The sequence below is a fragment of the Sporomusa sp. GT1 genome, assembly GCF_014634905.1.
GTDB classification, from domain to species: domain Bacteria; phylum Bacillota; class Negativicutes; order Sporomusales; family Sporomusaceae; genus Sporomusa; species Sporomusa sphaeroides.
The window spans coordinates 35,061-47,342 of the sequence record NZ_BMBX01000026.1 but is presented as its reverse complement, the minus strand read 5'-3'; the positions used below and the strand labels follow the sequence as shown (position 1 = coordinate 47,342).

Here is a 12,282-nt window from a genome sequence, read left to right as displayed (position 1 = left end):
AAGAAAGATTATTTTTATGCATTCGTGTTGGCTAAATCGTGATGTTGAGTCGATTATGGCTCTGCGAAAGTTGAGTTGTTTAAATATAATAACTCTATTTACATCATCTGGAATTATATGTATAATTAAATTGTAGCACCGATAGTTAACATAGTCAACAGTTCAAATGGTTGATTAATTACATTAACAGAAAGATGGTCGATATAATGGATAAAGAACCTACTAATGTTTCAATCGTGAGAAATACTATAAAAGTTTTTATGAGAAGCTTAGGTGTATTAGAGGGTAAAAAAACATTTTGCTACGATTGTACATATGCTCAATGCCATGTCATTTGGGAAACCGCACAAGAGCAAAAGATTTCAATAAATGAACTGGCAGCCCGATTAAACATTAGCAAAAGTGCAGTAAGCCGAACCGTGGAAGATCTAGTTAATAAAGGCTATCTCCAACGGACACCTAATCCGAAGGACCGCAGATATGTGGATATTGAACTTACAAAAAACGGAACAGAAACTTTTAATGAGATCGAACTAAATTCGCGCCGCTATTTTGAAGCTATATTGGAGAATATTCCTCAAGAAAAACACAGTAGCGTATTGGAAGGAATTCAAATCTTCAGTTCTGCTTTATACAAAGTTTTTAAAAAAGATAGTACCGAGTCATAGTAAACACTTGATTTTTTCAGTGCGCCAATAATGTTTTTTCTTACTTCAAATAAAAAAGCAGCAGGAAGCCTTGAGTAGGACGTACATCCTACTCAAGGCTTTCTGCTACTTTCTTTAAAACTTGTAGTACGAATTTATAAAAGTGACAAACCCGTGGTATTTCCAATACGCCTTAAGAATTCCATTCTCTGATGATAATTTTTGCTGTCTCTTCAGCGACTTCCCCAGTGAAGGAAATACATTGTTCCATATGCGTAGCTGAACCTAACTCCATACCTCTGGTCAACACCCTACAACATAGGCACGAGTGTCGCTGCTGAAACAAGTCGTGTAATTCTTTAGCTAACTGCATCGTTTTATTCACCTTTTGATCTCTAGGCTCTGTCCTGCCGAAAAACATACCAAGGGACATTATCCCGCCGGCTATGGCCCCGCAGGTACAGCCTGAACCGCCCATTCCCACCGGAAAACCGGAAGCCATCGCAATGATGCTATCAGGTAATGGCAAAGCGAATTCATCCTTAATTGCCTTGACAATCGCTTCAGAACAGTAAAAATCACCTTGACGATAGTATTGTTCCGCTTTTTTCCGGATAACGTCTGTGTTCGCATGTAAATTCATACTGTTAACCTCATTTCCTTTTATTTCGAGAGCGGTAGCCGCCCTTTTTATTTTCATTGTTTGGACCAATGTTTCCAGTTCTATTATAGCATTTTCTAGATTAATCCAGGCGGTATTTAACAGAACAGCATCCTGTGAGTTGATTGCTTCCGTTAGGCATTTTTCTTCAGCCTGACCCATATGGTAATATAAATTTTCAGTTATCCTTTGCAGGTAGACAATCAGCTCGTCCAGTTCATCCATGAAAGCGTCTCCCCCTTGCCGAATCCAATCAGACCTTTGAGATATAAGCAGTACACGATAAAAATTTTATCGTGTACTGCAATGAAACTCTCGCTAGGTTACTGTATAGCCTGTAGTATAATACGAACCGTAGCCGCCGCCGTAGCGCAAAATAATGTTCCTTTTCCAGCTACTACGATCTTTTGTTTGGTTGTCATCGTCACCCTTTTATTTTTTAGTAAGAAATGTGTAAACAGGTAGATAGGAACAAACCAAAACACCAAGGATAACAGGAAGGTACTAATGTGTTGTATTACATCCGCCATATATGGTTCCACCCCTCGTAGCAAATAGGGACAGCTTTATCTGTTATTTAGCAGTTGACTACGGCCTGGGAAATACTTCCGAAAACGAAGCGCAACATTAACCAAACCAATCATTACCGGCACTTCAATCAGCGGCCCGATAACTGCGGCAAACGCCTGACCGGAATTTATACCAAAAATGGCTACGGCTACTGCAATTGCCAGTTCAAAATTATTGCTAGCAGCAGTAAATGCTAGGGTAGTTGTCTGCTCATAGTTTACACCAGCACGGTGACTTAGGAAAAAAGAGACTAAAAACATAATAGCAAAATAAATAATTAAGGGAATAGCAATGCGTACCACGTCCATAGGCAATTTAATAATATAGCTGCCTTTTAAGGAAAACATAATTACGATGGTAAATAATAAAGAAATTAATGCTAACGGACTAATTTTGGGGATAAAAGTTTTTTCGTACCACTCACGTCCGTTTACCGGCAATAAGATGCGTCTTGTCAAATATCCGGCCACAAAGGGTATCCCCAGATATATCGCCACACTCATAGCAACATCTTTCATCGATACATCTATTTGCATCCCTGTAAAACCGATCCATCCAGGGAGTACAGTAATGAAAAAATAGGCGAACACGGAATATAGTACAAGCTGAAAGATTGAATTGAGGGCTACGAGTGCAGCCGCGTATTCGTTGTCGCCTTCGGCTAGTGAATTCCATATTATTACCATCGCTATACACCGAGCTAAACCAATCAATATTAACCCGACCATGTAGTCCGGCTTATCTGGTAAAAAGATTATGGCTAGTGCAAACATCAAAACCGGACCAATTATCCAGTTTTGCACCAATGATAGCAATACAACCTTGCCATTACTAAATACTTTCCCAATTTCCTCATACTTGACCTTTGCTAAAGGTGGATACATCATCACAATCAGACCAATCGCAATCGGAATGGACGTTGTACCTATTGACAAGGAATCCAACCAGTTAGCCATTCCCGGGAAGATGTAACCAATTCCAACGCCCATAGCCATAGCTAGGAAAATCCATAGTGTTAGGTATTGGTCTAAAAAAGATAATCTTTTTTGAGCATTTGTCATTTTTACTAATCCCCCTTAACGTTTCATCACTCATTTCTATACCACGATGAACCGACTTTTATCATTGTCTGTCTCTCAACGCAACGATAGCCTCTATAAAATGAATGTAGTATTAAGTCAAGGACAAGCAATTATTTGTCGGGACCAGAGGCACTCAGCACATGAAAGGTGATTGCCCCAGCAATCCATTTCATTGCTTTCCGTATAATTGCAGCCATCAAGCAATCTGCAATCTGTACAGGACGGAAAATCGTAATCGCAGACCTTCTGCCTAAACTGGACATAGTCTGGCTCCATCCATACAGCAGCCAGGCTTTTTTCATTTACATTCCCCAGGTAATACGGATACATTTGTTTTTTTCGTCCATAGATATAACAATGATAGGTGTGCATTAAAGCATAGCAGGGACTAATAAATCCTTGATGGTTGATGCATAAGGCTTTGTCCTGAATAAACTTGCAGTCCCGTTCTGTCCGTAATTTCATATTTGCCATCTGTGCTTTAACCGACATCAACAACGAGTTATGACCGAACAGGCACCCGGTATCATCAATATCGTAAATAATTTCATCTTTCATGGATTCATGATAAGGCAATAAATTGGTGACTATAACCTGGCGGGCATCCAGTTCCCAAGCTAGCCGGATCAAATTCGGCAATCTGGCAAAATTCTTTTTCATTGCCACAAACTCAATACCCAATTCCGGTTTAGTAAGCTTTTGTTCTTTTTTTAGCTCCTGCAATCTGACGATATTGTGATAAACACTCTTAAAATTGGCTCCCGGCCGGATTTCGTTATATTCTTCCTCGTCAGAGCTGTCTAATGAAGTGTACAGAATATCCAGCTTTAGTTCGATAAGCTGCTGGAGAATTTCTTCCCGCAAATACGAACCGTTTGTGATCATCTCGACCTTTAGGCCAAGCTCTTTTACTGCCTGCAGCATATCAAAAATCTGCGGATGCATTAACGGTTCACCAAAACCGCCAAAGTGAACCGTCGTCAGCTCCGGCAACTCTTTTAAGCTATTTATTATATTTTTGAAGGTTTCCCAGCTCATATGGGTCAGCTCATCCTGCCAGGAACTGCGGATACAAGTAATACAGGAAAAGTTGCATTTGGTCGTAACCTCCAAATACACTTTTCTTACATCTGGTCGCAATAAACTAATCCTATAGCCATCGGCAGTCCTGACTACCAGAGCCGCCTGTTCCGCGGCCAGCGATATTGGTAATTGGATATGGCCGTCTTGGCTAATCCATGCATATACTTTCCCCGGCTCCCGCCTGCTGCCATTTACCTTGTCGTCTGGCCGCCACATGTTTATCCCCCCATAGCTTGAAAGAATTCATTTTCTTACCATTATAAAGCGTGCAGCTTTTCGCCTTTCAATTCATCTGCGCTCCAGCCAATTAGGGCAAAGCTGCCGTTTGTATGACTGTCAACCTTGTTAATCCACTCGATTTCATTACTGGCTTTGGCTTTCAGCAAGGCATTGGTGGTGCCTGAATGATACAGCGATGCATTAATAACCCACCATTTACTGTGAATACCGGCACGTTTCAAATCTTCTTCCAGCCGCATGGCCTCATATACAGGGGTTGCTTCGGCAAGGGCAGTAATAATAACCTCTGTTTCTGCTGCGTTCCTCAGGCGGGGCAGCAGGTTTTTAACTGATTCGGGGATTTCTCCCTGTGTCCGTTTAACTTCCTTGTGATAACTTTGCGTTGCATCCAAGAGTAGCAGTGTATGGCCTGTCGGGGCGGTATCAATGACGACAACCTGTTCTTCGGACTTTTCGACGATTTGCGCAAACGCCCGAAAAACGGCAATTTCCTGTGTGCAGGGAGAACGTAAATCTTCTTCTACATAGGCAACATCATCTTCAGACATGGTTTCCCGCGCCTTATCTAACACTTCTTGCTGATATTTCCGGAGCTCTTCCTGTTCATCAATATAGCTCATAGTGACACCACTATTTTCATCAAGGACAAATTTAAGATGGGCCGCAGGGTCTGTAGTAGCAAGATGCACTTTTTTCCCCCTACTTGATAAGCCTAAGGCAATCGCCGCTGCAACCGTTGTTTTGCCCACGCCGCCCTTACCCATGGTGAAAATCACCTTTTTGCCTGTTGCTGCCAGTTCATCAACAACATCCTGCAAGCGGGGGATAGAGTGTGCTCGCACACTCTCATCTTTAACAACAGCATTGTCTTGTGTCAAAAAAGCGCGAATATTCTCTATGCCTGTAATATTGTAAGCGCGCAGTGGTATGGAATACCCTGTGATGGTTTTAAGGCCGTCAGGCAATCCCGCTAGTGCGGCTTGCTGCTTTTGATATAGCTTTTCGGAAATGGTGTCATCATGCTCTCTAAGCTCACCGTTAATAATTAAAACTTGATTATTAACACCTAACTGCGCCAATTCGTTGGATGCCCGCTCTGCTTCTTTCAGCGGCGTGACTTCGGGGCGGGATACAAGCAGCAAGGTGGTTTTGTTACCATCAGCCAGTGTTTCCACCGCTTTTTTATACATATCCTTTTTGTCTTCCAAACCGGCAAGCTGCCCTAAACAGGAGGCTCCATGTGTACTTTCACTGATGAAATTACTCCAGGCAGAGGGTAGTTGCAGCATTCTTAAGGTATGCCCGGTGGGAGCGGTATCAAATATAATATAGTCGTATTCCTTTTCCGTAGTTCCGCTTGTGATGAAATGGGAAAATTCATTAAAAGCGGCAATCTCAACCGTACAGGAGCCGGATAATTGTTCTTCCATATTGGCTATAACCGAATCCGGCAGTTTGCCGCGATAAGGCGCAACAACACTTTCGCGGTATTCTGCCGCTGCTTGGATGGGGTCAAGATTTGCGACAAACAGGTTGGGCACTTCCTTAATTGGTTTACCCTTACCGTCAAGCTCTGTTGCAAACACATCCTGCAAATTGGAGGCAGGATCTGTACTAATCAGTAAGACCTTTTTGCCACCATCGGCAAGCGTTACTGCTGTAGCACAAGCAACAGAGGTTTTGCCAACACCGCCTTTACCGGTGTAAAACAAATATTTTGTTAGTGGTATCTCACGCGGATTAAAAGCTTGCATGCTTTTACCTCCCTAATAGTTTCAAGTTTTTATCCCTTAACAGCACTTACCATCAGAGCAGCAGCAACCACCCTTATTAGTAGTTTTCGGCTCACTCAAATAGCTTTCGGGGATGCCAAGTAGTTTAATGAATTCATCATTGGCAGGGTAGCGGCCTGTTATGATAATTTCATCATCAAGCAGGACTGCCGGTAATCCCTCCGGGCCCTTTTCATTGATATATTGATTGATTACCTTGTTATTAACAAACTCCATAGGCGCATTGCTCAGGTTATACCGGTTTACTTCCACACCATTCTTCTTCAGGGCATTCAATACCGTCGATATACGGATTAGCTCAGGGTCGACACTTACACCGCAAATACCGGTTTCACAACACATAGCAGGTTCATAGATAGCCATTTTTTTCATAACAACATCTCTCCTTAAAAAATATTTATTTAGGTTATCCGGCAAAGTATAGGGGCTTTCTTCGTTTGCCGGGTTGCCGTAAAGGATACGCAAAATACCGTCAACAATCATAGCTACGGGCGGCTGTTCATAGTCTTTCCCTTCATAGGTAAACACCCGACAATCTACACTATCACCGCATAAATCGCCGCAATCCCCACAATCACTTTCTTTTACCTCAGTACAAATATCCATGCCATTCACCCTGATTGTGGGCGAACTGACAAAATGATTTTGTTCTGCCAATTTTTTTGAGGTAATATTCTGCTTGTTGACTTTTACTGAATAATTAAGTGTGCGAAAAACGCCTGACAAAATAGCAAGAGCTTCATTCAGTGCACCATCGGTACTGACGCAGCGTTCGCAGGTATTTAAGTCAAGATACAAAAAATCTATTATAATTTCTTTCATTTCGCAAATCACCCTTTCGTATGATTAACTATTATCCCAACTATAGACTTCCTCACAATTACAGATACAATCGGCCTTACTATTGGTGATATTGCCTAAAAATGCTTTGAAATCTTCAACCACTTTTCCATCCAACGAATAGTAAGTCCATTTTCCTTCTTTGCGTCCTGTTACCAAGCCAGAGTCGCAAAGGATTTTCATATGGTGGGATAAGGTCGGCTGCGTGATGTTGAACTTTTCTAAGATTTTACAGGCACATAACTCCCCGCAGGAAAGCATATCAACAATCATCAAACGGTTAGTATCTGCTAGTGCTTTAAAAAATATAGTGTAGCGAGTATAGATGTCTGCCATGAAATCACCTCATATAGATTTTTATCTATGTATTATTATACGCCATTATATAGATAAATGTCTATGCGTTTTTTAAATATTTTTCCAAAGCATTTATCCGGGCAAAAAAGCCGGTCACGCCGCTTAAAGCCGGCATTGATTATCGCTTGCGCCAAGCTGTGGCGGCCGATCTCCCCTCCATTGAAAAGCTATTGAGCGAAAACGGATTACCCACTGACGGCGTGGCCGAGCGCCTATCTACCTTCTTTGTCGCCGATGCCGGCAGCGTCGGCGGCGTCATTGGCATGGAATTATCCGGCGCGGCCGCAATGCTCCGCTCATTGGTCGTCCTCGGCGAGCGGCGTAAACAGGGGCTGGGGAATGCTCTAGTTGATTACGCGCTGGCTCAGTCTCGCAAAGAGAGAGCAACCGCTACCTACCTGCTAACAAATACTGCCGCCGATTTCGCCGCCCGCTGGGGCTTTACTCAAATTCCAAGAGGGGATATTCCTGCGGACCTGCTTCAGCGTTCAGCACTGTCCTATGCCTGCCCTGATACTTCCACCTGCATGAAACTGGGCTTATAACCCTGTGGCAAGCCAACCGTCGTCTCAGCACAACAAACAACGCCGTGATACCCTCCCGGCGTTGTTTGTTGTGCATATCCCTCCTATTGCCGAAACAAGAACAGTATTCTATAATGAAGCTTAAACGTAATAGTGAAAGGAGGCAATGGTATAAGATTAAAATATCAGACTCTCTTCTTTTATGTGTTTTCAATTATCATTGAAGTATTAAAATAGTATAAATAGCATATCAGAAATAACCGATAACTATGTAAAGGGGGGATCAGAACTAATGGGAACTCATGAACTCCAATTTGATCAAGTATACGCAGAATTCCAGCCCAAAATTTATCGGTATTTGACGCGATTAATTGGCTTAAAAGATGCCGAGGATGTAACACAAGATGTGTTTATTAAAGTGAATCGGGCCTTACATACGTTTAAAAAAGATTCGCAATTATCAACTTGGATTTATCAAATTGCGACCAATGCTGCTATTGATCGAATGAGAAGCCAGCCTTTTAAACAAGAATCGGCTGAACAGTTTAATGAATCTGACATAGATAGGCTTGCCGCGAAAAATACATATTCTTATAAAAAACCACTTTTAATTGAAGATCAAGTGGTTCGTCAAGAAATGAATGAGTGCATTCGGAATTTTGTCATGGACCTTCCTGAAAACTACCGAACTGTCGCTGTTCTCAGTGAAATAGAAGGATTAAAAGACAGTGAAATTGCCGCGATTCTAGGAGTAAGCATTAATACAGTAAAAATCCGGTTGCATCGTGCTAAGAACAATTTAAGAAAACTACTATTGGCCAATTGTAACTTTTACCGGACCGATTGCAATGAATTGGCTTGTGAGCAAAAGGGTCCATCAAGCTCACAATAAAATCAAATTTCCACAAAAGCTGACTATAAAAATTAGTCAGTTTTTTTTGCCTAAATCATTTTTTTCGGTGTATCCTTTTGCTACCCTGTTCCGTCTAAAAGGATAAAGGAGGTGTTAAAAATGGCGTTCGATCTCAAAACAGTGGAGCTAATTGCTTTGGGAGCCTCTGTTGCGGCAAATTGTCACCCTTGCCTACAAACTCATAGAAAAAAAGCTTTGGAGGCAGGACTGACAGAACAAGAAATTAAAGATGCGATGGAAGTGGGAAGGACAGTGAGGACTGGAGCCGCCAACAGTATGGATAAGCTCATCGCCCACCACAGTTGTGAGCAGGCTTTATCCAAAAACGACAATAGTTGTTGTTAACGAATTCTTGTTAATCGCAAATAAGTTGTAGCCTCTGGTAATTTGGAATCAAAAACGGCTGGGATTCTCCTAGCCGTTTTGATTCTAAGCGATTGCCGCTCTAAATAGTAAAGAAAGAAGGAATAGTATGATCTCAACTAAACGGGTTTTTACATCATCTCCGTTCATGATGCTAATTTGCGGCAGTCTTATTTTAGCTTTAGCTCTTGGGTTTAGACAAAGTTTTGGGATCTTTCTAAAACCGATGAGCCTTGATTTGGGTTATAGTCGAGAAACGTTTGCTTTTGCCCTAGCCTTACAGAACCTAGTATGGGGGATTACTCAACCCTTTACTGGTTGGCTTGCTGACAAATATGGGGCCAGTAAAGCCTTGCTGATTGGAGCTCTAGCTTATATGTTAGGCTTATTCTTTATGGCCAAATCAACAACTCCGCTGGGTTTAATGCTTAGTGCCGGCGTACTCATAGGCATTGGCCTCGGTGGTAGTAGTTTCGCTGTCGTTTTTGGCGCACTGGGCCGAGCGTTTGATCCAAGCAAACGTAGTCTTGTTTTAGGTATAGCTGGAGCCGGTGCTTCGTTTGGTATGTTTGCTATGCTACCCTATGGGCAGTTCTTATTAAACTCTATGGGGTGGTTCGGAGCCCTAATTGTTCTCTCCATTACTTGTATTTTAATGTTTCCACTTTCCCTAGGGCTGAAAGAAAAGAAAATCCCGTTGAAAGAAAAACGCGATACACGGGCAGCACTAACGGAAGCTTTTCATCATCGAGATTTTTGGCTACTGGGTCTAGGATTTTCAGTTTGTGGATTTCAAGTAGTCTTCATCCTTACCCACTTTGCGGCATTTATTCAAGACCACAACCTGCCTTTGACAATAGCCGCAAATGCATTAGCTATTATTGGATTCTCCAATATGCTCGGTTCCTGTCTTGCAGGATATCTGGGAGGAAAATACCCTAAACCTTATTTATTAAGTCTAATATTTTTTCTCCGTGCAATTGTGATAACAATCTTTATATTTTGTCCGATTAGTCAAACATCAGTATATATCTTCTCAGCAGCCATAGGTCTAATCTGGTTGGGAACAGTGCCGTTAACGAACGGCGTTTTGGCAAGTGTTTTCGGTGTCCAATATCTTTCAACGCTTTCCGGAATTGTGTTTGTCATGCATCAAATGGGTAGCTTTACGGGAGGTTGGCTAGGAGGAATGCTATTTGACCGTACTGGCTCTTACCAAATTATTTGGATAACGGCCATATTCTTGAGTATTCTTGCCGCTCTTTGTTATTTGCCGATACAAGAAAAACCTCTTAATGTGCTCAAAGCAACAATGCAACCCATAGACAAAGCCTAAATACACTTAATTAGTTAGTTAAAAAATTCGTTTGAAGAAGTAATTCATAGCGATTGCCTATGATATTTTCAGGAGGTGCATCCCATGGAAACCGATCCGAAGCTAATTTTCAAAGTTGATTACATCAATAACAAAGAAAAAAAATGTACAAAAGAACAAAACTCTCTAAACAATAAACTATACATATTATCTGAATTTATCGATATTACCAAAGAACAAACCTTTTGGGATAAGGCTGTACCATCATGAATAATAGGCCATACTGTAGGTCCGAGTCCGATATAAGCAATACCACGAGACCTCAATATTAGCTTCTTTTGCTGACCACGTCGGTAGTTATAGCTTCCCTACAATGAACAGCACGGCCCTAACACAGGAAACGTCAATGCCGGGGTCGCTACCCAGAAACACACCGCAAAGTGATGCGTACTTATGACCATGCTGATGAGAGGCGGGCAATCCTCTTTACATCACTCACTTTTTCCTTTATGTCCGCCCACATAATCCACTCGTTCAAGAAAGGTTCCACCAGCCATCGACCCAGCATAAAAGATCGTTTTTTTACCAAAACGCTTCCGAAAATCATCTACTACTCTATCTATGGCATGGTTCTTTTCTTCTCCATCAGAAAATAGTTCTAACTGCTCAAGTCCCTGTGATACGATTTTCCCAGCAGTAAAATTTACTGATCGTACCGGTTCACCCTGCCACCGCTTACAAAACTCTTGGCGTGCCGCTTCGCTAATGATATCTGTTGAGTTTTCTAGGCGAACTAGCTTAATTCGTGCACTAAAACCCAACTGTAACTCTCTATCCGAATACCCGATTCCCAGATGTACCTCTCGGCATTTTTCCTGGTGCTTGCGCAGCCTGGCACATACATCTCCCACCATTTCTTTGATGATCATTAAAATTTCTGCTTGTACATAGTAGTCCCGCATTAATATCTGGTTCTTGCTATAGGATTTACTTTTCGATTGTTCCTTTTGCCTAATGATGCTAGCGTCCAAACCCCATGCGTGGTAATATAGCTGCAACCCCATTACGCCTAACGTTTTCTGCAGCCATACTGGATTGGCATGAGCCAGCGCCTCAATCGTATAAATACCCATTTGTTTTAGTTTTTTATCGTATCCTCTGGATATGCCCCAAAACGCAGTCAGCGGCTGTATCTTCCATACTGTTTGCGGCACCATTTCATATGTCCATTTCGCAATCCATGGGGGACGCTTTTTCGCTTCGTTGTCCAGTGCCAGTTTTGCCAACAGCGGATTGTCGCCAATGCCTATAGTCACGATCAGACCTAACTCATCCTTCACCGTCTTTAAGATAGCTTCCGCAATCGCTTCTGCGGGTCCGAACAAATTTTGCGATGCAGTCACGTCCAATATGGACTCATCAATGCTGTAAACGTGCAAATCTTCATCCGATACAAACCGGCGGAATATGTTCTGTATTGCCTGGTTCACATTGATATATAACGCCATATTGGGCTCTACCACCATAATCGGGGAACACTTAGGAATTTCGAAGAGTCGATTTCCGGTCTTGATATTATATTCCGATTTTACCCGCAGGCTGCTGGCCAATACGACCGCACCGGTTCTCCTTAAATCCGATACTACAGCAATATAGGCTTCCAGCGGATCAAGCCCCCGTCGAACTGCCTCTACGGATGCAAAGAATGACTTTGCGTCAATACACAGTACGCTCCTGCGGGGAAAACGGAAAAATCAACGAGTCCCATCACTTTCGCCTTCGTTCTCTTTCATCTGCTCGTTATGTTCAGACAGAAGCATTCCCGCCCACTTTACCCTACACTGGTCGACGTAAAACATCCGAATCACCTTCTGGTAAATAGGGATACTTAGTA

At 42.2% G+C, this 12,282-nt stretch carries 13 protein-coding genes; 6 read left to right on the top strand and 7 right to left on the bottom strand.

The window, feature by feature from the left end:
• Positions 1-206 precede the first annotated feature (206 nt).
• A complete protein-coding gene (locus GT1_RS18820) occupies positions 207-668 on the top strand; it encodes a MarR family winged helix-turn-helix transcriptional regulator (RefSeq protein WP_188400007.1) in 462 nt (153 codons plus the stop codon).
• 172 nt (positions 669-840) lie between these two features.
• Here GT1_RS18820 and GT1_RS22375 read toward each other — a convergent pair whose 3' ends face one another.
• From GT1_RS22375 to GT1_RS18785, 6 genes are all read right to left on the bottom strand, one after another.
• Entirely contained in the window at positions 841-1,533 is a 693-nt protein-coding gene (locus GT1_RS22375) for a C-GCAxxG-C-C family protein (protein ID WP_223226371.1), read from the bottom strand.
• A gap of 341 nt (positions 1,534-1,874) precedes the next feature.
• Positions 1,875-2,939 carry an ACR3 family arsenite efflux transporter gene (gene arsB, locus GT1_RS18810; protein WP_188400006.1) on the bottom strand — a complete coding sequence of 355 codons (1,065 nt, stop codon included), beginning with the start codon at positions 2,937-2,939 and terminating at the stop codon, positions 1,875-1,877.
• Between the two features lie 117 nt (positions 2,940-3,056).
• A complete protein-coding gene (locus GT1_RS18805; protein ID WP_188400005.1) occupies positions 3,057-4,259 on the bottom strand; it encodes a tungsten cofactor oxidoreductase radical SAM maturase in 1,203 nt (400 codons plus the stop codon).
• 41 nt (positions 4,260-4,300) lie between these two features.
• Complete coding sequence (gene arsA / locus GT1_RS18800; protein ID WP_188400004.1) at positions 4,301-6,037, bottom strand: arsenical pump-driving ATPase; 1,737 nt, start codon at positions 6,035-6,037, stop codon at positions 4,301-4,303.
• 36 nt (positions 6,038-6,073) lie between these two features.
• Positions 6,074-6,898: an arsenite efflux transporter metallochaperone ArsD gene (gene arsD / locus GT1_RS22370; RefSeq protein WP_223226370.1), complete on the bottom strand. Its 825-nt coding sequence runs from the start codon at positions 6,896-6,898 to the stop codon at positions 6,074-6,076.
• Between the two features lie 24 nt (positions 6,899-6,922).
• Positions 6,923-7,252, bottom strand: a complete 330-nt coding sequence (locus GT1_RS18785) for a metalloregulator ArsR/SmtB family transcription factor (RefSeq protein WP_188400003.1) — start codon at positions 7,250-7,252, stop codon at positions 6,923-6,925.
• Between the two features lie 146 nt (positions 7,253-7,398).
• Here GT1_RS18785 and GT1_RS18780 point away from each other — a divergent pair, with 146 nt between their 5' ends.
• The 5 genes from GT1_RS18780 to GT1_RS18760 all read left to right on the top strand — a co-directional run bounded on the left by GT1_RS18780 (position 7,399) and on the right by GT1_RS18760 (position 10,658).
• On the top strand, positions 7,399-7,818 hold the full coding sequence (locus GT1_RS18780; RefSeq protein WP_188400002.1) for a GNAT family N-acetyltransferase: 420 nt from the start codon (positions 7,399-7,401) through the stop codon (positions 7,816-7,818).
• 271 nt (positions 7,819-8,089) lie between these two features.
• The gene (locus GT1_RS18775) at positions 8,090-8,689 is read left to right on the top strand and encodes an RNA polymerase sigma factor (RefSeq protein WP_188400001.1); all 600 of its coding nucleotides are present in this window, start codon (positions 8,090-8,092) and stop codon (positions 8,687-8,689) included.
• Positions 8,690-8,809: 120 nt separating this feature from the next.
• Positions 8,810-9,055, top strand: a complete 246-nt coding sequence (locus GT1_RS18770; protein WP_188400000.1) for a carboxymuconolactone decarboxylase family protein — start codon at positions 8,810-8,812, stop codon at positions 9,053-9,055.
• Between the two features lie 127 nt (positions 9,056-9,182).
• The gene (locus GT1_RS18765; protein WP_188399999.1) at positions 9,183-10,409 is read left to right on the top strand and encodes an MFS transporter; all 1,227 of its coding nucleotides are present in this window, start codon (positions 9,183-9,185) and stop codon (positions 10,407-10,409) included.
• Between the two features lie 84 nt (positions 10,410-10,493).
• A complete protein-coding gene (locus GT1_RS18760) occupies positions 10,494-10,658 on the top strand; it encodes a hypothetical protein (RefSeq protein ID WP_188399998.1) in 165 nt (54 codons plus the stop codon).
• Between the two features lie 221 nt (positions 10,659-10,879).
• Here the strand turns inward: GT1_RS18760 and GT1_RS18755 are convergent, their stop codons facing one another.
• Positions 10,880-12,052: a DNA polymerase gene (locus tag GT1_RS18755; RefSeq protein ID WP_255430468.1), complete on the bottom strand. Its 1,173-nt coding sequence runs from the start codon at positions 12,050-12,052 to the stop codon at positions 10,880-10,882.
• Between the last annotated feature and the right edge of the window lie 230 nt (positions 12,053-12,282).